This is a genomic window from uncultured Roseobacter sp. (assembly GCF_947495275.1).
Classification (GTDB): Bacteria; Pseudomonadota; Alphaproteobacteria; order Rhodobacterales; family Rhodobacteraceae; genus Roseobacter.
The window spans coordinates 1-20,489 of record NZ_CANLYL010000008.1 but is presented as its reverse complement, the minus strand read 5'-3'; the positions used below and the strand labels follow the sequence as shown (position 1 = coordinate 20,489).

At 56.6% G+C, this 20,489-nt stretch carries 22 protein-coding genes; 3 read left to right on the top strand and 19 right to left on the bottom strand.

Going from position 1 to position 20,489, the window contains the following annotated elements; genetic code table 11:
- Positions 1-6 precede the first annotated feature (6 nt).
- On the top strand, positions 7-477 hold the full coding sequence (locus tag Q0802_RS15025) for a hypothetical protein (RefSeq protein ID WP_298919705.1): 471 nt from the start codon (positions 7-9) through the stop codon (positions 475-477).
- A gap of 12 nt (positions 478-489) precedes the next feature.
- The gene (gene folD, locus Q0802_RS15020; RefSeq protein ID WP_298919703.1) at positions 490-1,392 is read left to right on the top strand and encodes a bifunctional methylenetetrahydrofolate dehydrogenase/methenyltetrahydrofolate cyclohydrolase FolD; all 903 of its coding nucleotides are present in this window, start codon (positions 490-492) and stop codon (positions 1,390-1,392) included.
- Positions 1,393-1,395: 3 nt separating this feature from the next.
- Here folD and Q0802_RS15015 read toward each other — a convergent pair whose 3' ends face one another.
- The 17 genes from Q0802_RS15015 to Q0802_RS14935 all read right to left on the bottom strand — a co-directional run bounded on the left by Q0802_RS15015 (position 1,396) and on the right by Q0802_RS14935 (position 17,882).
- A complete protein-coding gene (locus tag Q0802_RS15015) occupies positions 1,396-1,815 on the bottom strand; it encodes a PaaI family thioesterase (protein WP_298919702.1) in 420 nt (139 codons plus the stop codon).
- Positions 1,816-1,827: 12 nt separating this feature from the next.
- Positions 1,828-2,490, bottom strand: coding sequence for a ligase-associated DNA damage response endonuclease PdeM (gene pdeM, locus Q0802_RS15010; RefSeq protein ID WP_298919700.1), 663 nt, complete (start codon positions 2,488-2,490; stop codon positions 1,828-1,830).
- 64 nt (positions 2,491-2,554) lie between these two features.
- Positions 2,555-4,984, bottom strand: coding sequence for a ligase-associated DNA damage response DEXH box helicase (locus tag Q0802_RS15005; protein ID WP_298919698.1), 2,430 nt, complete (start codon positions 4,982-4,984; stop codon positions 2,555-2,557).
- 162 nt (positions 4,985-5,146) lie between these two features.
- Positions 5,147-5,932: an NAD(P)-binding domain-containing protein gene (locus tag Q0802_RS15000; RefSeq protein WP_298919695.1), complete on the bottom strand. Its 786-nt coding sequence runs from the start codon at positions 5,930-5,932 to the stop codon at positions 5,147-5,149.
- Complete coding sequence (locus Q0802_RS14995; protein WP_298919693.1) at positions 5,929-7,236, bottom strand: ATPase; 1,308 nt, start codon at positions 7,234-7,236, stop codon at positions 5,929-5,931. Before Q0802_RS14995 ends, Q0802_RS15000 begins: the two co-directional genes overlap by 4 nt.
- Before the next feature lie 82 nt (positions 7,237-7,318).
- Positions 7,319-7,816 carry a prepilin peptidase gene (locus Q0802_RS14990; RefSeq protein WP_298919692.1) on the bottom strand — a complete coding sequence of 166 codons (498 nt, stop codon included), beginning with the start codon at positions 7,814-7,816 and terminating at the stop codon, positions 7,319-7,321.
- Between the two features lie 13 nt (positions 7,817-7,829).
- Positions 7,830-8,681: a tetratricopeptide repeat protein gene (locus Q0802_RS14985; RefSeq protein WP_298919691.1), complete on the bottom strand. Its 852-nt coding sequence runs from the start codon at positions 8,679-8,681 to the stop codon at positions 7,830-7,832.
- A 31-nt stretch (positions 8,682-8,712) separates the two neighbouring features.
- Positions 8,713-9,294 (bottom strand): tetratricopeptide repeat protein, encoded by a 582-nt coding sequence (locus Q0802_RS14980; protein WP_298919689.1) that lies wholly within the window; start codon positions 9,292-9,294, stop codon positions 8,713-8,715.
- Positions 9,294-10,277, bottom strand: a complete 984-nt coding sequence (locus tag Q0802_RS14975) for a type II secretion system F family protein (protein ID WP_298919687.1) — start codon at positions 10,275-10,277, stop codon at positions 9,294-9,296. Before Q0802_RS14975 ends, Q0802_RS14980 begins: the two co-directional genes overlap by 1 nt.
- Positions 10,278-10,289: 12 nt before the next feature.
- A complete protein-coding gene (locus tag Q0802_RS14970; protein ID WP_298919685.1) occupies positions 10,290-11,252 on the bottom strand; it encodes a type II secretion system F family protein in 963 nt (320 codons plus the stop codon).
- An 11-nt stretch (positions 11,253-11,263) separates the two neighbouring features.
- Positions 11,264-12,706 (bottom strand): CpaF family protein, encoded by a 1,443-nt coding sequence (locus tag Q0802_RS14965; RefSeq protein WP_298919683.1) that lies wholly within the window; start codon positions 12,704-12,706, stop codon positions 11,264-11,266.
- A gap of 20 nt (positions 12,707-12,726) precedes the next feature.
- Positions 12,727-13,959: an AAA family ATPase gene (locus Q0802_RS14960; RefSeq protein ID WP_298919681.1), complete on the bottom strand. Its 1,233-nt coding sequence runs from the start codon at positions 13,957-13,959 to the stop codon at positions 12,727-12,729.
- A 239-nt stretch (positions 13,960-14,198) separates the two neighbouring features.
- Entirely contained in the window at positions 14,199-14,591 is a 393-nt protein-coding gene (locus Q0802_RS14955; protein ID WP_298919679.1) for a hypothetical protein, read from the bottom strand.
- 4 nt (positions 14,592-14,595) lie between these two features.
- A complete protein-coding gene (locus Q0802_RS14950; RefSeq protein WP_298919677.1) occupies positions 14,596-16,023 on the bottom strand; it encodes a type II and III secretion system protein family protein in 1,428 nt (475 codons plus the stop codon).
- Positions 16,024-16,216: 193 nt separating this feature from the next.
- Positions 16,217-17,065: a Flp pilus assembly protein CpaB gene (gene cpaB / locus Q0802_RS14945; RefSeq protein WP_298919676.1), complete on the bottom strand. Its 849-nt coding sequence runs from the start codon at positions 17,063-17,065 to the stop codon at positions 16,217-16,219.
- Positions 17,066-17,327: 262 nt separating this feature from the next.
- Complete coding sequence (locus Q0802_RS14940) at positions 17,328-17,522, bottom strand: hypothetical protein (RefSeq protein WP_298919674.1); 195 nt, start codon at positions 17,520-17,522, stop codon at positions 17,328-17,330.
- Positions 17,523-17,669: 147 nt separating this feature from the next.
- Positions 17,670-17,882, bottom strand: a complete 213-nt coding sequence (locus Q0802_RS14935; RefSeq protein ID WP_298919672.1) for a hypothetical protein — start codon at positions 17,880-17,882, stop codon at positions 17,670-17,672.
- Between the two features lie 357 nt (positions 17,883-18,239).
- Here Q0802_RS14935 and Q0802_RS14930 point away from each other — a divergent pair, with 357 nt between their 5' ends.
- Entirely contained in the window at positions 18,240-19,061 is an 822-nt protein-coding gene (locus tag Q0802_RS14930) for a lytic transglycosylase domain-containing protein (protein ID WP_298919670.1), read from the top strand.
- Here the strand turns inward: Q0802_RS14930 and Q0802_RS14925 are convergent.
- Together Q0802_RS14925 and Q0802_RS14920 are read right to left on the bottom strand one after the other, a co-directional pair.
- Positions 19,058-19,348 (bottom strand): GNAT family N-acetyltransferase, encoded by a 291-nt coding sequence (locus tag Q0802_RS14925; RefSeq protein ID WP_298919668.1) that lies wholly within the window; start codon positions 19,346-19,348, stop codon positions 19,058-19,060. The two genes, Q0802_RS14930 and Q0802_RS14925, sit on opposite strands and share 4 nt — an antisense overlap.
- Before the next feature lie 88 nt (positions 19,349-19,436).
- The gene (locus Q0802_RS14920) at positions 19,437-20,462 is read right to left on the bottom strand and encodes a PAS domain-containing protein (RefSeq protein WP_298919666.1); all 1,026 of its coding nucleotides are present in this window, start codon (positions 20,460-20,462) and stop codon (positions 19,437-19,439) included.
- Between the last annotated feature and the right edge of the window lie 27 nt (positions 20,463-20,489).

Sequence of the window (20,489 nt, the reverse complement as noted above, 5' to 3'; positions counted from 1 at the left end):
ACCATGATGACCAGATTGATTGCCGTGTTTTTCGCGCTGCTGTTCGCAGGCGTCGTTGCTGCCGAAGACCGTTACGTTGGGTATTACTACCCGGAAATTACTTCGGAAGAGGACTTCGACCGGGTTGTTAGGGCCAGTCAGGGTGCCGGCAAAGCCGTCCGTATTGATTTCGTGAACGTCCTCACAGCAGCGCAACTTGAGGCACCGGAAAGTCCCCGCTTTGTCTTCTTTGCCAAGGGGGAAGGTGCAAAGACATTGGTTCTTGTCGCGCTGGATGATGAAATTTTTTCGACGCTTTACCGCGCGCGCGCGCTTTTGGCGCAGCTCACTGTCAGCGTCCGGCGTGGCGGATTCTTCCGACAGGAAGAACTTCAATACGTCGCCACTTTCTACGATCTTCTGCAGTTGATGCAGTTTGACGAGTTGGTCATAAGCGACGGAACATCATGGGCCCACAGGGTCAATTTCAAAAGATAACAGGAAGATGCTATGCCAGCCACGATCATCGACGGAAAAGCTTTCGCAGCAAAGGTGCGCGCCCAGGTTGCCGATCATGTGACACGCCTCAAGGACGCTCACGGCATCACGCCAGGGCTGGCGGTTGTTCTGGTGGGCGAAGACCCGGCGAGCCAGGTTTACGTGCGCTCCAAAGGCAAGCAGACCGTCGAGGTTGGCATGAAGTCGGTCGAACACAAGCTGGATGCAGAAACATCCGAGGCCGATTTGTTGGCCGTGATTGACCAGCTCAACAACGATCCGGAAATCCACGGTATTCTGGTGCAATTACCGCTGCCCAAGCATCTGGACGAAGACCTTGTGATCAATTCCATCGCGCCCGAAAAGGACGTTGACGGGTTCCACATTTCCAACGTGGGGTTGCTGGGGACGGGTCAAAAATCAATGGTGCCCTGTACGCCGCTGGGTTGCCTGATGATGCTACGGGATCATCATGGTTCGATTTCGGGCATGGATGCGGTGGTCATTGGCCGCTCGAACATCGTTGGCAAACCGATGGCACAACTGTTGCTGGGCGATAGTTGCACCGTCACGATCGCCCATAGCCGGACCAAGGATCTCGCCGAGGTGGTGCGCCGGGCGGATATCGTTGTGGCTGCCGTTGGCAGACCCCAGATGGTGCCGGGAGACTGGATCAAGCCCGGGGCCACGGTCATTGACGTGGGGATCAACCGTCTGGATGCGCCTGAGCGAGGTGAAGGCAAAACACGTCTTGTAGGTGATGTGGACTATGACAGCTGCGCGGCTGTGGCTGGCGCCATCACGCCGGTCCCGGGCGGTGTGGGGCCCATGACGATCGCCTGCCTGCTGGCAAATACGGTCACGGCCTGCTGCCGTGCAAACGGGCTAGACGAACCCGATGGTCTGACCGCCTGAGTACTACACAGCAACCGGTACCATGGTGCCTTGCAGGACGGCGATCAGGACCTCGTCGCCGTCTCTGAGTGCGTGTACCTCGGAGGTGACGACAATCAGCCTGCGACCGGGTTTGACCACACGACCGGTCGCGCGCAGCTCTTCCCCGATTGCCGGTGCTAGGAGATTGATCTTGATCTCCGCCGTGACAACTTCTGCATCCAGGGGCAGCGTCGTCAGGGCTGCATATCCTGCGGCGCTGTCTCCAATCGAAAAGGTCAGGCCCGCGTGGCCAAATCCCTGCTGTTGCCGGGTGCCGGGCAGGATCGGTGCGGCGATGACAACCTCCCCGGTCCGGACGCTTTGGATCTGCGCCCCCAGCGTTGTCATCATGCTTTGTGCAGCGAAGCTCTTGTGAATTCTGTTTGTGGCGCTTTCGTCCATGATATACCTGCTTTAACGGGGCATTGGCACACAGGTGGGCACAGGCCCGGTCAAAATGGCAAGGGCTTTTGGGTCCATCAGGCTTTCCAGCACGGTGCTGTTGCTGCGTAACCCGCCGGTATAAGTGCCATAGGCTGGCAGGATCAGCCGCTCCGTATCATACAGGAACGCTGGCCTTGATATGCGCCGTCCGCGCGCCTGAACATGCGCCTTTGGATGGTAATGGCCGGAGATCTCGGCCATCGCGTCAGGCTGGGCAATGTGTCGAAAGATCAAGCGACCGAATTTCGCCTCACGCAGATGATCGCCGCCAAAGGCGATCGGACCGGGATCGTGGTTGCCTTCGATCCAGATCCAGCGACGCCCGGCTTGCAGGCGCGTAATCCACAACCGTTCGGCCTCGGACAAGGCGGCGGCAGCGGTCAGGTCGTCGAAACTGTCGCCCAGACACACCACCACCTTCGGTTTGGTATGCGCCACATCAGACGTCAGGCGGTTCAGGGTATCGCGGGTTTCATAGGGTGGCAGGGACTGACCGCTCCGTCGGGCGACCCTTTCGGACTTGCAAAGATGCAGATCGGAGACGCAAAGCAGGCTTTCTTCCGGCCACCACAATGCGCCGGACCCCAGTGCGTTCAACGTTGCCCCGGCAAAGGTGAAAACGTGAGAGTTCATGATTTGTTCATCGCCTATTGCTGCGCTGAGATCAAGCGATTCAGTAGCTCATATCTCCCAGGCTTTAGCTGGATGGCGGTGGTGCGATCCCCGAGATACCCGCACTTTCCATCAAACGCGCGGCCTCGTCGGCCAATAGTTTCTCCTCCGCAGCCCCTTTGACCGGCACCCGGCCCATTTCCAGCAACATCGGGGCGGCAAGGGGGCTGACACGCGAGAGGGTCACGTGATCGATACGTCCCTTGATACGCGCGGCCATTTCTTCGATCCGGCCGAAATCGACAAGCCCGCGCAGCGCTTCTTCGCGTGTGATCTTAAGCAAAAGATGTTCTGGGTCATATTTTTGCAAAGTGTCATAGAGGATATCTGAACTGAAGGTCGCCTGACGCCCGGATTTGCGCGCCGATGGTGTATTGCGTTGGATCAGACCGGCGATTGTCGCACTTGCCCGGAAAGTGCGTTTCATCACGGCATTCCCGGCCAACCAAGTTTCAAGACCCTCCTGCAACACATCAATGTCAAAGAGCGGCGCGGGATCCTCGACGCGGTTCAGACCCCAGATCAGGGTGGCATAATCCGTGGCCACGAATCCCATCGGATTAAGACCGAGATCCTCCATGCGTTTGGTCAACAGCAGGCCGAGTGTTTGCTGACCGTTTCGCCCCGCAAATCCATAGACGGCCGTTTGTTCGCGACCGTCATGCGCGAAGCTCTCTACCAGGAGCCGGCCTGGTTCGGGCAATTTGCTGACGTCGCGCTGTAGCTTGAGCCAATCGGCGGTATGCCTGGGCAGGTCCGGCCATGTTTCCTGCTGGAACATCTCCACCACGCGGGCAGAAAGTTGCGTGGAAGTTGCGAATTTCGTGCCTGCAAAGGTCGCGACCTTCGGTTTTTTTGCCGCATTGCGGCTGACCTCGACCGTCATCTCGCGCAGCCCTTCGTAGCGTACGATCTGACCACCGATCAGGAATGTGTCGCCGGGCGTAAGCGAGGCCGCGAAACCTTCCTCGATTTCGCCCAACGGTTTGCCACCGCGATTGCGCCTCAGTCTGACTTTAAGCGTGTCGGTATCCTGAATGGTGCCGATATTCATGCGAATTTTCTGGGCGGCGCGGGGGTCTCGCAACTGCCACTTGCCATCGGCGCGGCGTTGCAGGCGTTGCCATTGATCATAGGCGCGCAGCGCATAGCCGCCCGTGGCGCAAAATTCCAGGCATGCGTCAAAGGCAGCGCGGGATAAATGCGCGTAGGCGCCGACGGTTGTGACCTCATCGTAAAGCTCGTCTGCATCAAACGGTCCCGCAGCGGCAACAATCAAAATATGCTGGCAAAGCACGTCTCGCGGGCCTTCGCCCCGCGGATCGCCGTCCAGTTCGCCCTCTTTGGCGGCCTCCAGCGCGGCGACGCATTCCACAACTTCAAAACGGTTCGCCGGTACCAGCAAGGCTTTGGACGGCGCGTTATAGCGGTGATTTGCGCGCCCGATCCGTTGAACCAGACGTTTGACATTCTTTGGCGCGCCGATCTGGATCACCAGATCGACATCCCCCCAGTCGATGCCAAGATCAAGACTGCCCGTGCAGACAATGGCGCGCAGATCACCCCGCACCATCGCGGCCTCGACACGTGCGCGCTGCTCTCGATCAAGCGACCCATGATGTATCCCGATAGGCAAACCATCGTCGTTTGCAAGCCACAGATTATGAAAGAAAATCTCAGCCTGCGCGCGAGTATTATGAAAGATCAGTGTGGTTTTGTGCTGGCGTAACTGTTCAAGAACTGCCGGTATCGCGTAGGCCGCGTTGCCACCTGCCCAGGGAGGGGCCTCTTTTGTTGTGAGCATGGAAATGTCGGGGGCCGGTCCGGGATCGGCGAACAGGATTTCGCAAGGGTCCGGGTGGCGCGCAAGCAGATGCGCAATGGCTTGAGGGTCCTCGACTGTCGCAGACAATCCGACCCGGCGCAGATCGGGGCAAAGTCTTTGCAGCCTGCCTAGCGCCAGCATCAACTGATCGCCGCGTTTGGAGTTGGCCAATGCATGAATTTCATCGACAACCACCCGTTTGAGGCCGTCGAACATCCGCGGCGCGTCCTCATAGGAGGTAAGCAGGGCAAGGCTTTCCGGCGTGGTCAGCAGGATATGTGGCGGATCAGCCCGTTGGCGCTTCTTGCGACTTGCGGGGGTATCCCCAGTGCGGTCTTCGATGCGAATGGGCAAGCCCATTTCGGTGACCGGTGTGGTGAGGTTGCGTCTGATGTCGGCGGCCAGAGCTTTGAGCGGAGAGATATAGAGGGTGTGAAGCCCCGCCCTGGGTTCCTGCGCCAGATCGACCAGAGTGGGCAAGAACCCGGCCAGTGTTTTGCCACCACCCGTCGGTGCTATCAGCAAAAGCGCGGGGTCATTCGCGCGTGCGAGCATCTGTTGCTGGTGCGGATGGATTGACCATCCTCTGGCGTGGAACCAATCTTCAAAAATTGCGGGGAGCTGTTGCATGGCGGCAGCCTATCGCAACATGAAACAAGCGACAGCCCTAATTGCAGTAGCCATTTGGTCAGTGGTTCAATCGCGGTATTTCTAGCGTTCTTGGATTGGTCTTGCCAAACAGCGCGGTCGATCATAGGCAGCGGGTCGCCTGCGCGCCATGAACGAGGCGTTTCATATCTTGGGTTTCAGCGCCCTGATCGCGGCCTGAACAGATTTCGGAAGGCTAAGGTCCGCATCAGATGGCGCTGCATCCAGTGCGCTATCAACATCCTTGACCAATATGCCAATGGTGTTTTCTGCGTCCATGCCATCGCGCGAAAATTCGATTGTCTCAAAACCCGAGGCAAACCAGTTTTGACCCGACGAGGTTTCAATCAAACCAAGCAGCTTCCCTTCATCCAGCCCTGCCGTTTCAGCCCAATCGAGGACAAGCCGGGTCATCGCGGTGTTGGAGGCTGCGAGCAGGTTGTTCAGAACTTTGGCCTGCATGCCCATCCCAAAAGAACCCATGCGGTGAAAGTGTTTGCCCATCGCGTCGAAAAGAGGCTGGGCGGCGTCGAGGTCCGAAGCGTCCCCTCCAAGCATGAAGCTGAGGCTGGCCTGTTCGGCGGCGATTTGTGCGCCCGACATCGGCGCGTCGATCAGGCAAACGGCGGGGGAAACACGCGCCGATAAGGATTTGACGTATCTTGGGCTCAGGGTTGAGCAAATGATGATCCGGCGCAGGTTGGGGGCCTGCGAAAAATTCTGTGCGCCAAACAGCACCTCTTCGGTTTGCGCAATGTCACGGACAACTGTGATCAGCGTTTCTAGCTTGCTTCTGATCGTTGGGATATCGGTTGTGCAGCGGGGGTAGGGGACCTGCCTGACGTCATAACCTTGAGCATTAAATCCGGCTGCCTGAAGGGCGACCAACATAGGGCCGCCCATCCGTCCACATCCGGCGACGCCGATCATTTCACGATATGCTCATCCTTGACGAACATATTGGCCCAAGCGCGGTCAATCAGATCGGGGGACATCTGGTAAGGAATGCCCTCAAAATCACAGATGGAAATCATCTGGTCGATCAGAAAGATGGGTTGATAGTTCGCGTAAATGTTGTCGATCTCCGGATATTTCACTTTGAGCAGATGCACCAGGGTGGCCTCATCAAGCGGCATTTTCCGCTTTTTGGCAACCATTGCGAAAATCTTCAGGAAGTTTTCCTGATTGGGTCCGTCAATCTTGATCTTGAAGAAGATCCGGCGCAAAGCCGCTTGGTCAAAGATTTCATTAGGATGGAAGTTAGTGGAGAAGATGACCAGTGTGTCGAAAGGAACTTCGAACTTTTCCCCGGACTGCAATGCAAGGATGTCTTTGCTTTCTTCGAGGGGTACGATCCATCGGTTCACAAGGCTTTGCGGCGGCTCGGCCTGACGCCCAAGGTCATCCACGATAAAGATGCCGCCGGTTGATTTCAGCTGTAGCGGGGCTTGATACGTTCGCGCCGTTGGGTTGTAGACGAGGTCCAGCATGTCGAGGGAGAGTTCGCCCCCTGTGATCACCGTTGGCCGTTCACATTTGACGTAGCGCATATCGAACTTCGTCGCCCGACGCAGCGAATTGGGGTCGTCCTCTTCAATCGGGACGGCCGCGTGCACAATAGGGTCATAGACCGTAATCACCTGCCCGGCATATTCAATCGCGCGGGGCACGAAGACATTGTCGCCGAGAGCGTCGCGGATACCGTTCGAAATGGACGATTTACCATTGCCGGGAGGGCCGTACATGAGGATTGAACGACCTGCAGAAACGGCGGGCCCGAGTTGATCAAGCAAGGTATCGGGCAGAACAAGATGCCCCATCGCGCCGGTCAGCTGATCGCGTGTGATCTGCATGTTGCGAACCGATTGGCGTTTGACCTGTTCGCGGTATACGTCAAGCGGTACTGGCATCGCGCCGAAATATTCAGACTGCGCCAGGGCATCAAGCGCACGTGCCTTGCCCTGCTCAGTCAGCTGATAACCCATCTCGTTGCCATTGTTGGCATTAAGCGTACCCGTCGCTTCCAGCAAACGCTGTTCACGCGCCATATCCACCAGTTCCTGCGTGACCGGGATGGGCAAGCAGACCGCCTTGCTGAGTTCACTGACCATGTCCACATTCTTGCGGAACATGGTTTTGAGGATAATGTCGCGCATCATAACGGTTGACAGCTTCATGTCGTCCAGCGTGCGCGGTGGCGGTGGCACCATAACGTTGGCGGTTTGCATATTCATAAGAGGGCCCTCAATAACGCCGTGCTTCATCGGGCGCAAAGCACCCGTTTAGCGTAACGTTAAGGGGTGAAAATGGCGTAAATCAGGCACCATTAAGGGCACCGAGGATCAGATAGAGAGCAAGCGTCATGCCAAGGGCAAGGCCCATGGGGAATTTCTTGCCCTGCTCCCAGCTTTGCCAATCCGGTGCAAGATTTCGAAGGGGGGTGTGGCGCGCGATGCGATGGGTCACATACGCCGCGAGAAGCGATGCTGCCAGGAGGGCCATAACAAGGCGCAGATCGCCCAAGGCCACAAAAGGGGCCGCTGCGGCGATGAACTTTGCATCACCCGCCCCCATGGTGCCAAGCGCGTTGAGGATGATGCCCAGAACAAGCATGATTGCCAATTGGGCCAATCGCCAGAGGTATACATCAAGGCTGGGCATGGCGATCAGCCCGATCACCGCGAAGACACCAGCCAAGGCCAGAACAGCCTTGTTGGTGATTTTCATGCGTGAAAGATCTGTATACGCGACATACAGACAAAGTGGCAAAGCAAAGGGCAAGAACCACCACGCGGAATAGGCTGTGATCGCCATGGCTGACCTGCCTTTAGGTCTTGGTGTTTAGCGCGTCCAGAGCCCGAACAGCCGGTTCAAAATGCTGGGGATGCGTCTCGATGGCGTCCCGCAACAGGCTCTTTCCGACACTCACGTCTCCCTGTTTGATCGCTGACAGCGCCATGGTGTGGAGCAATTGCGCCCGCTCGGTCTGATCCATGGGGATGACCGGTAGCGTGTAGTCGCCTTGTGCACCGCGGGCCAGAATAAGATTGTTCTTGGCGGTGAAGAGAGAAGGGTCCTGGCGAATGGCCTCGCCAAAGAGACGTTCAGCCTCTTTGTAATCGCCGCGCGTCAGCTTGGAATAGCCCCAGTTGTTCAGCACACCTGATGGTCTGGTGGTCAGCCCGGTGGCGATTTCATAGAAGCTGTCGGATTTCGTCCATTCCTCGTTGCTGTCAGCGAGCATGGCTTCCAACCGGTAGCGATTGAAGGTCTCATGCGTCGGTGGAAGCGCATCGAGTGTGGCTTCGGCTTTGGCCCAGTCACCGGTACGGATCAATGCGTCCGCCAGCGCGACACTGTCTTCGGCACTCGCACCTTCCATTTTGGTCACTTTTTCCCAGGCTGGGGCGGCTTCGGCGAACCGCTTGGCACGCACCAGTGAGAAGGCCAACCCACGTTGGAGATCAATGCGTTCGGGATGTGCATTTGCCGTGCGGGTAAAGTGATTGACGGCCTCATTTGGATCCGCGACCGTCAACATCACGTCATTCAGGTTCGATTCGTCTACAACGTTGACTTCCTGAAACGCGCGTTCGACGGCATCTTCGTCTTGCTCGGCGCAGCCTGCAACGAGAACTACACCCGCCAGACAGGCGGACAGAAGGATAGGGTGGCGCATGTTGTGCGTCCTTTTGCTGCTCTTACCTCAATTATGGCGTCGGACGTATCACGAAAGTACTGCTGCCGCGCCGAACCAACTTGTAGTCGTCGGTTTCTACACTCTGTGTAGCAGAAATTTCGGATTTTGCGAGTGCTAAGCGCAAGTTATCCCGAATTGCGACACTTTCGCCATTGTCGAGCGCGAAGGCACGGCGGAAAACCTGGCCTGCCTCCACGGTCTTGCCAGCTTCCATGAGTACGACGCCGAGGTTATTCCAGTCTTCTGGCCGGGCATCTTCAGACTTTATTGCGCGCCGCAGATAGTTTTCAGCCTGACCCAGACGCCCCAGCCCAAGGCTTGCGCTACCCAGGCCGGACAGGATTTCCGCGTCGACCTTTCCCCGGTCCAGAGCCGCACGGTTGAAGGCTTTGAGGGCAAGTTCATACTCGCCCGCAGCCACCAGACGGTGCCCGACTGCCACCCCATCAACAGCGTCCGCATTAAGATCGACACCCGGAGCATCCAACTGCCCTTCAGAAACGGAATTGCCGCCTGCAGTACAGGCGGCCAATCCGAACGTTGCAATGAGGAAAGTGGCGCGCGTTCCTGCGCGCCATACCCTTTGGATCATCAGTTTGCGCCCATATCTCCCAGTTTCGTAATGCCGTGTACCGATGGGCCAACCAGAATGATCAGCAGTGGCGGAACGGTCAGCATCATTGTGGCAAGCGTCATCTTCGTTGGCAACTTGTTTGCGGCTTCTTCTGCGCGCATCACGCGTTTGTCGCGCATTTCAGATGCATAGACGCGAAGGGCTTCAGCAATCGATGTACCAAAGGTTGCCGATTGCACCAGAACGGTGACGAAGGATGACACATCCTGCACGCCACAGCGTTCGCCCATATCGTTGAGAACGGTCACCTTGTCCTTACCGGCCTTCATCTCATAGGCGACCATGTCGAATTCCTGCGCCAGTGCGGGGTAGGAGGCATGCAGTTCACGCGCGACGCGCACAATGGACTGGTCAAGCGATTGGCCGGCTTCAACACAGACAAGCATCATATCGAGACTGTCTGGAAAACCACGGGTGATCTCTTCCTTGCGCATCTCGACGCGTCGCGTAACCCAGTAAGTTGGCAGATAGTACCCCACCGCGCCGGGGACGATGAAGTAGATCATCATCTTGTTGCTGCTGAAACCTTCGCCGCCGCCCATCAGAATGAGGTAGATGAACGCACCAATCAGGCCAAGAATACCAAGGGCGAATTGCGCGAAATGGAAAATGCGCACCGCATCCTTACTTTGGTATCCGGCCTGCGTCAGTTGCAGCTGCTTCTTGCTAAGCGTTGCGACGTCTTTTGGTTCCAGAAAACTCGCAAATTTCTGCAGTTGTTCGTTGCGTTCACCCTGCCGCAACCGCTGTTGAGGTTCCTTGGCAGAAGAGGGCGACTGAACAGATTTTTTCAGCTTCGCCATTGGATCTTCGGGCTGGTGCAGGATCAGAGTGACCGTGATGGCGATCATGATAACACCAATCGACCCCAGAATGATGATCGGCCCCAACGGGCCAAGCATATCAATAACCGCGGCGTTCAGAGAGTTCAAAAATTCCATGAGAATCGGTCCTTACACCTTGATGTCGGTTAAAATGCGCATGACCAGAAGGTTCAGCGCCAGCAGAATGCCGACAGTGAAACAGGCCGGGATAAAGAGCGCGTGGTCGCGCACCTCATCGTAGTAATGCGGGTCGGAGACATTGATGACGATCAGGGCGACAATGGGGAAAGCTGACAGGAATTTGCCCGACCATTTCGCCTCGGCCGTGATCGCCTTGACACGCCGGAAAAGACGGAAGCGCGCGCGGATCACCTTGGCCAGACCGGCCAGGATTTCTGCAAGGTTACCCCCGGAGGTCTGCTGGATGGTCACCGCGACCGCCAGGAATCGCAAATCCTGCATGTCCAGACGTTCGGCCATTTCCTTGAGCGCATCACCCACGTCGCGCCCGTACGCCGCCTCATCTGCAATCATCCCGAATTCGGATGCGAGCGGGTCCTGAACTTCCTTGGCGACAATCTGTACGGCCGACGAAAACGGGTGCCCGACGCGCAGGCTGCGCACCATCAGTTCAACCGCGTCGGGCAGTTGTTCTTCGATCATGCTCATGCGCTTGTTGGCTTTGGACGACACCCAAAAATAGACGGCGCCAACGCCGATACCGACGGAAAGCAGCGCCCGGACCCCGACCTCGGTTTGAGTTCCGACGGTCAGCCCCATAAAGGCGACACCGGCCAGGAGCGCCATGATCATGATCAATTGGCGGGGGGTAAAGGCAATCGCGGCTTTTTGAGCTTTCTCCCCGAGAAGAGAGTAAAGCGGTATCGATCTGCTCTTCATGTGCTGCTGCATTTCCTTGCGCAGCTTTTCGAGCACTTCTTCGCGGCCATTGCCCTTGTCGAGCATTTCAAGCCGACGGTTGACCCGGCTGTTGAGGCTGATTGATTTGCCAAAGGTTACGAGGTATAGGCCCTCGACCAGCACCAGCACGCCGATGAAGATCAAGCCGTAGATGATTGGTTCTGCACTCATAATCTTGATCCTTATTCAGCCGCGATGGGCTCGTAGATGGATGGCGGCAGGTCGTACCCCCACATGCGGAAGCGTTCGGCATAGTTCGAGCGCACACCTGTTGCAGTGAAGTGCCCGATGATCTTGTTGTCCGGGGTCAGGCCCACACGCTGATATCTGAAAATTTCCTGCATCGAGATAACCTCACCTTCCATGCCGGTGATCTCTGTGATGGAAGTCATGCGCCGCGAGCCATCCTGCAGGCGCGACGCTTGCACGATCAGGTTCACAGCGCTGGAGATTTGCGACCGTACCGCTTTGAGAGGCATTTCGATGCCCGCCATGGCGATCATGTTTTCGAGGCGTGACACACCATCGCGTGCTGAGTTGGCGTGGATCGTGGTCATGGAACCGTCGTGGCCGGTGTTCATCGCCTGCAACATGTCGATGACTTCCTCGCCCCGCGTCTCACCAACGATGATCCGGTCAGGTCGCATCCGAAGCGCGTTCTTCAGGCAGTCGCGTGGAGAAACCTCGCCTTTGCCTTCGACGTTGGGTGGGCGGCTTTCCATGCGGCCCACATGGGTCTGCTGGAGCTGGAGTTCCGCGGTATCCTCGATTGTCAGGATGCGTTCGGCGTTGTCGATAAAGGACGACAGGGCGTTCAGCGTTGTTGTTTTGCCCGAACCGGTACCGCCGGAGACGATGATATTCAGCCGCGTCGCCACCGCCGCCTGCAGGTAGGCCGCCATTTCCTCGGTGAAAGCGCCGAACTGCACCAGATCATCAATACCCAGCTTGTCTTTTTTGAATTTTCGGATCGAAACCAATGATCCGTCGACCGCAACGGGCGGCACCATCGCGTTGAAACGCGAGCCATCCTTGAGGCGGGCGTCCACATAGGGGTTGGATTCGTCGACGCGCCGACCCACGGCAGAGACGATTTTGTCGATGATACGCAACAGGTGGCGTTCGTCTTTGAAAGTAACGTCGGTCAGTTCCAGTTTACCGGCGCGTTCCACGAAAATCTGCTGCGGCCCGTTAACAAGAATATCGTTGACGGTTTCGTCTTTCAGGAGGGTTTCCAGCGGTCCCAACCCGGTGACCTCATCATAGAGTTCGGAGGTAAGGTTCTGGCGATCCTCACGGTTCAGAACGATACTGCGTTCTTCGAGAAACTCGCTGGAAATAGCGCTGATTTCCTGGCGCAGGTCTTGTTCGGTGGCATGTTCCAGGGCGGACAGGTTGAGGTTGTCGAGCAACACCCGGTGCAGATCAAGCTTGATCTCTCCCATGCGTTCCTTGCGCTTGCGTTCCTTGTCCATCGGCGTCACTTGAGCTGCCGCTTTTTGCGGTGCCTTGCGTGTAACCCCCGGTGCCGCGGCAGGCGTGACCGCGGCAACATCAGCTGCCGGGGCCTTTTCTGGTGCGGCTGCCGGGGGCGTTGCCGAGGTTTTCTTATACTTGGAGAACATGCGCTTTTCCTTTGGCCGGATCAGGCCGCTTTAACGTCGTTGGTATTTAACTCGTGAATAGATGCCGCCAGTTTCGCGATCTCGCGTCGCAAGGGATTTTTCGGAGCCGAAATTGCCAGCGGCAGACCATGATCGGCACCTTGTGTGATCGGTTTGCCGCCGTCGGGCATGTGAACATCAATGGAGATGCCAAGACTTTCGGCCATGCGTTTCACCCGGCTCTTGCCGCTCAAATCCGTGAATTTAGGGGCCCGATTGATGACGTAGCGCAGTTTCTCGACAGGCAGTTCTTCGGATTGAAGGGCGCGTTTGAAGCGAAGGGTGTTCTGGGCTGATCGCATATCAAGCTCGACATTGGCGAAATAGACATGCGCAGCGTTCAGAACCGCTTCGGACCAGCTGACCAGAGTTGAGGGCATGTCAATGACGACATAGTCGAAGTGCCGACGCGCCATGGCGAGAATTCGGTTTACGTCGTCGGCGGCGATAATGTCGAGGGGCAGCATCTCCATCGGTGCGGTAAGCACCTGAAGCTTGTCCTGAAAGGTCAGCAGACATTGCCCGAATATTTCATCGTCCATGCCTTCGGTGTCGGACAGCATGTCGTAGACCACTTCGCGACGGGGCAGGTCGAGATAGGTTGCCACGGCACCATATTGGAAATCGAGGTCCAGAATACAGACGCTCGGGCTGTTTTCCTTGTCGGCGGTCGCCAGTTCCCAGGCGAGGTTCACGCCAAGAGTCGTCGCACCCGTGCCACCCGCAAGACCGTGCACAACAATGACAGCCCCTTCTTTTTGACTATCAGACTGTAACGTTGGCGCCGCAGCAGAGGCTGGAACGGCTTCATCAGCTGCACGCACGCGTTCGATGGCTTCACCCAGTTCATTCTCGGGGAGGGGGTAGGGTACGAACTCATCTGCTCCCTGCCGGAGCAAGGAGTGGAGCGACGCGGGTGTCACGTCTTCGGCGATCAGGATGACCTTGATGTTGCGGGCTTTCGCCTGCGTGATGATTTCCCCCATCAACGCGAGGTTATCTTCATCAGATTCGTCAATGGCTAGTGCAATGAATTCAAGGGCTTGAGACTCGGGTTGTTCGAAGAAAGCGAGGGCCTCCGCAAACCCCAGATCTCCCCAACTTTCGCCAAGTGCGAGCTCCATGTCTTCGATCAGCAGATCGAAGTTTTGTACGTCGCGACTGACTGTGCAGGCGACAATAAGAGATGTATCTGGTTGCGGCATGGTGCTCATTGCCTCGTCTTCCTTTTTGTTTAAGGGCGAAGCAGAGCTAGCTTGGGTTATTTATTTTAGTGCCCCAACTTCCCCTGCGACCGCCCATGCCCGGCACTTTTGGCCGGACACAAGTGTCCCTTTGAGAGGAAAGTCGCAGTGAACTTGGGCGAGATTAGGGCTTAATCCGCCCAATTGTTGGGTATCTAGACACAATAACCGTGTTTGAGGGCGGATTTGTAAAGCAGAGCCGGGCGGCTCTACTCTCCAGTTGCTTCTTCGACGACAGGCTTCTCGGTCGCACTTTCCACATATTCGCGATAGATCACCCGCGCATATTTGCCGTCGAGGCGGCCGTCACAATGAACCCGGAAAATAGGCTGCGCAACGGTACTGGCGGGATCGAGGACGACCAGTGGATCCGTCGCTGTCCCACCAATCTTGCCACGACCGCTGCCTGCGACACCGCTTTGATTGCAAATCTGTGCCATCATGTTGATCATCGTGGCGTTGCCGAATTCGCCGGTATCGATTTGCGCGCCTGCTTCGCGAAACCACTGTCCGCCGCTGCCCTGTTCACCGCAGGCGACCAAAGACGTCAATCCGACCGATAAAGCCATTGCGCGTGAAGTCCGTGTTGTTAGGCTGTGCATCTTGTCACTCCATCACATAGCCATAGGAGCCGCTGAAGTCTTGCTTGGCGACTTCCCCGGCCGCGCCCTTTCTGGGCGTGTTGGCATTTCTTGCGGTACGACCAAAGAGGAACAGGCCTTGCTCTGTTGGTGGCCTGATCCGGTCAGTCGGCAAGGCCAGCGCCTCGCCGCGTGTCGGCGTTACAAGATGGGCGGTGATGATAATCACAAGCTCTGTCTGGCTTCGTTGATACTCGGCGCTTCGGAAGAGAGCACCAAGCACAGGAACATCGCCAATCCAAGGCAACTGTGTCGCCTGATCGGTGAAGTTGTCCTCAAGCAGACCGGCGATTGCGAAACTCTCACCATCCCGCATTTCAACGGTTGTGGATGTTTCCCGGCGGGAAAACGCATCCAATACGAAACCGCCGCCCAGGCTGACCCCGTTAGAAGGGTCAATGTCCGAAACGGCTGCGGACAGCTGCAGGTTGATGATATCGTCGCCAACAACGCGCGGCACGAAATTCAACTCCACACCAAAGGGCTTGAACTCAACACTGATCGAGTCGTTGTCTTGCGCTACCGGCACCGGGTACTCACCCCCGGCAAGGAAGCTGGCCTCTTGTCCGGAAAGGGCAACGAGATTTGGCTCGGCAAGCGTGCGAACGGCGCCCTTACTCTCAAGAGCCTCCAGCAACAGGCCAATCTGCACGGAACCTAGCCCGAAGCTGACAGCTGCGGAGCCTGCGTTCTCGGTAAGCGTTGGGAAAGTCGGACCGGCCAGAATCTGGTTGGCAAAACCCGCAGCTGCCGCTGTTCCAGTGCCGATTGCGGCATCGGTCCCGCCAATGGCCAGAGAACTGCTCAGGGATTTGGAAACCGTCCGGTTCATCTCTGCAAAGCGCACTTTCAGCATGACCTGCTGGATACCGCCGACGCTCATGAGGTTGGAGACACGATCAGGCGCGTACCGTTGGGCCAGATCCAGAGCTTTCTGCAGCTTTTGGGTGCTGGACACGATACCCGACAGGACGATGCCGTCGTTTGCCGTGCGCACTTCGATTTTCTCGCCGGGCAGGATTTGCCCCAAACGCTCTTTGAATTCAGTCACGTCCGGCGCGACCCGAACCTCGACATTCGTGATCAGCTGTCCGGTTGCGTCCAGCAAAGTCAGCGTGGTCATACCTGGTGTCTTACCGAGCACATAGATGCTGCGATCAGACAACGAAGAGATATCTGCGATGCCGGGATTGGCGATGCTCAACTCTGCGAAAGGAATTTCACTTTCAACGACAACCGCGCGATTCATCGGGACCGCCAGTGTCTTGTTCGTGCCTTTGGTAACCACCCGCAGGGTGTCAGCCTGCACCGGCGCTGGCGCCAACAAGGCCAACGGCGACGCGCTTAATGTCAGCCCCAAGAGGGCCGCCTTCAACATTCCATCAATTTTCATGTGACCTGCCCTTTTTGATCACGCCTCGGTTTCGGGTCTTATTGCCCGCATGCCCGCAGTCTGCGTTGTTTTTGTTTTTTTTGCAAGAATCAATGGGTTCTGCTGTTGACCTTATGTGGATAAATGGCAACACGCCAAAATAGAAAAAGGCGCCGCGAGTGACGCGACGCCTTCGTAATGCGTTGGTTTCGCTTTAGTTTGTGCAGGGAATTGGCACCGCTACGATCTCTGCGCCACGGCGCGTGCGGATGGTGCAAACCGGGGCTTTCTTGGCGACCGGACTCGGTGCGGCCTGTTCCAATCCCAGTAAGGAGACCTGATCAACTTCGATTTCAGACAGAACCGTATCGTCTCCCGCGCCAACCAAGGACAGCGACAGGCTGCCTGTCGATTGGGCCTGGGCGAGGGCGGCCACCTGCTCTGGCTTGACCGCCACGGTAACCGTACGGGCAATGCGCGTGCCGTTCATGGAGTTGTCGTTTTGGTCAACGGCAATCAAACTCACCGCAGATTCGATCAGCTTGGTGACATCGCCACGGCCTTCGCCGATGTCTACGGCACCGGTCCAATAGACGTCAACGCGGTCACCGGGGCGCAGGAAGCCCGACACGCCGGAGGCAACGTCGACGCGAATTGCGAAAGCGCGCATGCCTTTTTCCAGCCGCGTGGTCAGGCCGATGTCTTCACCAGGTTCGGTGATTTTCACTTCCAGAAGCGCTTCATCCTTTTCCATGGCACGGACGATCAGGCGTTCTTCTTCATTTCCTTCCGGGAAAAGAACCGCGAGGTCGTTGAATGTGCCCGCTGGAATCGCATCTTTGGGCCACTTGACGGCCCGGACATCGGCTTGTTGCAACGTCTCACCGTACTTGAGCGCACGGGTCGCTACGTAGACCGTTTCCGTCGGAACAATCGCACGCTCGTTGGCTTTCGCGCGCGCGAGTTGCGCCTGATACTCGCCGATGTAGTTCTTTGCCATGTATACGGCACCGCCAGCCAGACCTAAACCTGCCAGAAGCACCAATCCGAATACCATTCGCATAATGTTACCTCGTTATTCCAAAATCCGACGTGATGGCGGACCGCTTCGAACGAATATCCCGGTTGATTGTGGCAATTTCAGGATCAACGGATGGCTTTCGCGCGTTTTTTCCAATTTTCGAAACAATGGGGCTGCGAAAATGCCTGGAGGCTCCTTCGGCAGGTGACCGAATAATCCAAAGCAGGCGTCCAGAAGCTATTGATCAGAGAAAGGAGCCGCTCTTATCAGATAAGAGCAGCTCCAATATCTGAAGGATCTGGCGTTAATCGTCTCCGATTTCGCCGACCACCTGTGTATTGAGGAAGGTCTCGGTCCGGTCTGTCAGATCGGATGACCCCCCCCGCAATTCGATGACAAGCGCTGTGGACAAACCCACAACCGCTGCCGTCAAGACTACCCAGTCAACAGTAACAGCCCCGGCCTCGTCGTCTTTAAATTTTTTAAAAGCACGCAACATATGTTTAGCTTTCAATTGAGGAACCTCTATCGGTCCGGGAAAAAAAGGGCCGCTTTCATGCGAGTGAAGGCGGCCCCGGTATTTCACAGTTCCTTGCAAACTCAGGACGTCTTGGTGTCAGGTTTGCGGTTCGGATGAGGATAGAGATTATGGCGCAGCTGGTGCTGCGGCTTCGCCGATGCTGCCAACTTCTTGCTCACCAAGGAACGTCTCTGTTGCTTCGGTCAGATCGGTGGCACCGTCTTCGATGGATTGGTATGCGGCGATTGCCAAGCCTACAACGGCGGCTGTCAGCACAACCCAGTCAACTGTTACGGCACCATCTTCGTCTTTACGAAAGTTCTTGATAAATTTCATCATTGTATGTCCCTCCAAAGGATCACTTAGATTTTCACTTACTAACCTTGCCGTCCTCAGAAACCGTTTCTCTCGTTCGGGTCCGTCCGACTTGGTATGGAGCTATATAGCCAAGGGATTGGGGCATGATTTTGGCGGCAAATGTGACATTTGACGTTTTGGGCGAGAATTTCCGAAGAAAATTAGTAACCTTCTGTTTTTGATATGAAAAAAAAATCACGGCTGTTTACATTTCATTAAAGTGGCCGAAGAATGTGGCAGTATCGCCGCGATCAGGTCCCGGATTTTCTGGCTTGTGAGGGATTTCTCTGCGATGTTGCGAGCAGATAGCGCAGCAAACAAAACAAAAGAGCAGTCCATATGCGTTCTATTCTATTGATCGGGCTATTGGCCTCGGGATTGGCGATGCAGCACGCGGGTGCGCAAGAGCCCGATCCCTATCCCACCTTTGAGGCCAAGCGGGTGTCGGTCCCGCAGGCGGGCCAAAAGCGAATCCGTGTCCAGATTGACCCAGAGGCGCAACAGGCGGCGCTGGCCGCATTGCCAAAACCCTCGGTCAACACGCCGCAGACCCCCGATGCTGCGCCGGATAATCCCATCGGGCGCCATGCATGGTTCTGGGATAAGGTTTCGCCCTCCATCTTTGATTCTGGCCCCGGTCGATTGCAGGACGTGATGGATATCATCCTGGGCACGGATGATGTTCCGGTGCCACGCTTGCAGCATATGCAGACCATCGCGCAGGAAAATGGCGTCGATATCCTGAAATCCACCATTGGAACACAAGTATCGCCAGCATTGGTTCTTGCGGTGATTACCGTCGAATCTGCCGGTAAGGCCGACGCTGTAAGCGGAGCCGGTGCAGAGGGGCTTATGCAACTCATGCCAGATACGGCGGATCGCTTTGGTGTCGAAAACAGCCTTGCAGCATCCGAAAATATTGCAGGCGGTGTTAAGTATCTGGATTGGTTGATGGGTGAATTCGCAGGCGATCCGATTTTGGTGCTGGCGGGCTACAACGCAGGCGAGGGCTCGGTTCGTACACATGCCGGCGTTCCGCCCTTTGCCGAAACCCGAGACTATGTGCCGAAGGTCCTTGCCGCATTTCAAGTCGCCCGCGGCCTTTGTCTGACGCCGCCGGAGCTGATCACGGATGGATGCGTATTCGTCGGATTGAACTAGACATTAAATGCATCTGCCCATTCTGGATGACGCCGACGTTGCGCGTTCACAAAGGGACAGAGTGGCACAATCTTGAAACCTTCTTTTCTGGCATCCCTTACCAGTTGCGTGACAAGGGCAAGCCCCGCGCCTGTCCCACGAAGGGATTCGGGAACCTCCGTATGATCGGCGATAACGGTTTGTGGTGAGAGGATCGAATAGGTCAGATCGGCCTCATGCCCATTTGCGCGCAAAACATATTGCCCCTTGGAGCCCTGGACAGAGCGGCTGATGTCCTGTTCAGACAATCGCTGTAGCCCGCCCCAGCGCTTTAGCCTGAGAAAACGGTCTCAGGGCAATTGGTGCAAAGATGCGATACTGGTTGGATGGCATCTGTTATTCCGTCAACGACGCGCCCGCTGGCACGTCGATGGTGATGAAACTGCCCGCTGCACCGCGGCCCAATTGCAGCGTGCCCTCAAGGCCTTCGATCAGGCCATTCACCATTCTGCCGCCAACGGTCTCAGGGTTCGGCCAGGTCATGAAACCCGGTATGCCGACGCCGTCATCAGAGACGGTCAGCCGCAGCCCGCCGCCACTGAGCCGCGACATACGCACTTCGATCAAGCCGGTATCTATGCGGTCGAACGCATGTTGAAACGCATTGGTCAAAAGCTCGGAGACCACAAGGCCGACCCGCGAAGCGACTTCTATCGGCACGTCCAGAGGTTCCAGTTGCAGGTTAAGTCGAATACCGGAGCGTCCGTAGACATGGCCAATGGCGCAGGCCAGTCTGGAAATATAGCTGCCGATGTGGATTGTGTCCCGATTCGACTGCTGATCCGCAAGTTTCATCTCTTCATAGAGCAATTGCAGGGTTTCGATCCGACGGGTGAGGGCGGCATATTCGGAAGGTTGGGCGGTTTGCGTCGATTGCTGCCGAACCATGCCAATGATCATCGACATATCGGTTTCGACACGGTCCTGAATTTCGGCAAGATGCTGGCTGATCGTTTGCGGGTCTTCACCCGGACGGCCGGTTTCAAGTTCTTTCTGGATACCGACGAAGTACTGTGGATTGCCGTTCTCATCACTCAAGGGAGCGACGAGAAGCCGGTTCATGAACGGCTCACCGCTTGCGCGGTAGTTGAGGATATCGACGGATACGGTTTCGCGCGCTTCAACGCCGGCCCGTAAGCGATCAACAGCAGATTTCTTTGTGTCTTCGCCCTGCAGAAACCGGCAATTACGCCCGATTACAGCGCTGCGCGCATAACCTGTCTGGCGCGTGAAAGCGTGATTGACATATACGATCGGATTGTCCTGGAGGCGCGGATCGGTCACCACCATTGAAACCTGCGTACGGCTAAACCCGTCGAATGACGTGTCCTGCATGAGGACACCTTGAAGTGTATCTGCCATTGGAGACATCCCTAAGCGGCCCTTGTA

Bases quoted from the DNA above. Each gene is read 5' to 3' on its own strand.
- Q0802_RS15025 (WP_298919705.1), top strand. From the start codon at position 7: ATGACCAGATTGATTGCCGTGTTTTTCGCGCTGCTGTTCGCAGGCGTC.
- folD (WP_298919703.1), top strand. From the start codon at position 490: ATGCCAGCCACGATCATCGACGGAAAAGCTTTCGCAGCAAAGGTGCGC.
- Q0802_RS15015 (WP_298919702.1), bottom strand. From the start codon at position 1,815: ATGGACGAAAGCGCCACAAACAGAATTCACAAGAGCTTCGCTGCACAA.
- pdeM (WP_298919700.1), bottom strand. From the start codon at position 2,490: ATGAACTCTCACGTTTTCACCTTTGCCGGGGCAACGTTGAACGCACTG.
- Q0802_RS15005 (WP_298919698.1), bottom strand. From the start codon at position 4,984: ATGCAACAGCTCCCCGCAATTTTTGAAGATTGGTTCCACGCCAGAGGA.
- Q0802_RS15000 (WP_298919695.1), bottom strand. From the start codon at position 5,932: ATGATCGGCGTCGCCGGATGTGGACGGATGGGCGGCCCTATGTTGGTC.
- Q0802_RS14995 (WP_298919693.1), bottom strand. From the start codon at position 7,236: ATGAATATGCAAACCGCCAACGTTATGGTGCCACCGCCACCGCGCACG.
- Q0802_RS14990 (WP_298919692.1), bottom strand. From the start codon at position 7,816: ATGGCGATCACAGCCTATTCCGCGTGGTGGTTCTTGCCCTTTGCTTTG.
- Q0802_RS14985 (WP_298919691.1), bottom strand. From the start codon at position 8,681: ATGCGCCACCCTATCCTTCTGTCCGCCTGTCTGGCGGGTGTAGTTCTC.
- Q0802_RS14980 (WP_298919689.1), bottom strand. From the start codon at position 9,294: ATGATCCAAAGGGTATGGCGCGCAGGAACGCGCGCCACTTTCCTCATT.
- Q0802_RS14975 (WP_298919687.1), bottom strand. From the start codon at position 10,277: ATGGAATTTTTGAACTCTCTGAACGCCGCGGTTATTGATATGCTTGGC.
- Q0802_RS14970 (WP_298919685.1), bottom strand. From the start codon at position 11,252: ATGAGTGCAGAACCAATCATCTACGGCTTGATCTTCATCGGCGTGCTG.
- Q0802_RS14965 (WP_298919683.1), bottom strand. From the start codon at position 12,706: ATGTTCTCCAAGTATAAGAAAACCTCGGCAACGCCCCCGGCAGCCGCA.
- Q0802_RS14960 (WP_298919681.1), bottom strand. From the start codon at position 13,959: ATGAGCACCATGCCGCAACCAGATACATCTCTTATTGTCGCCTGCACA.
- Q0802_RS14955 (WP_298919679.1), bottom strand. From the start codon at position 14,591: ATGCACAGCCTAACAACACGGACTTCACGCGCAATGGCTTTATCGGTC.
- Q0802_RS14950 (WP_298919677.1), bottom strand. From the start codon at position 16,023: ATGAAAATTGATGGAATGTTGAAGGCGGCCCTCTTGGGGCTGACATTA.
- cpaB (WP_298919676.1), bottom strand. From the start codon at position 17,065: ATGCGAATGGTATTCGGATTGGTGCTTCTGGCAGGTTTAGGTCTGGCT.
- Q0802_RS14940 (WP_298919674.1), bottom strand. From the start codon at position 17,522: ATGTTGCGTGCTTTTAAAAAATTTAAAGACGACGAGGCCGGGGCTGTT.
- Q0802_RS14935 (WP_298919672.1), bottom strand. From the start codon at position 17,882: ATGATGAAATTTATCAAGAACTTTCGTAAAGACGAAGATGGTGCCGTA.
- Q0802_RS14930 (WP_298919670.1), top strand. From the start codon at position 18,240: ATGCGTTCTATTCTATTGATCGGGCTATTGGCCTCGGGATTGGCGATG.
- Q0802_RS14920 (WP_298919666.1), bottom strand. From the start codon at position 20,462: ATGGCAGATACACTTCAAGGTGTCCTCATGCAGGACACGTCATTCGAC.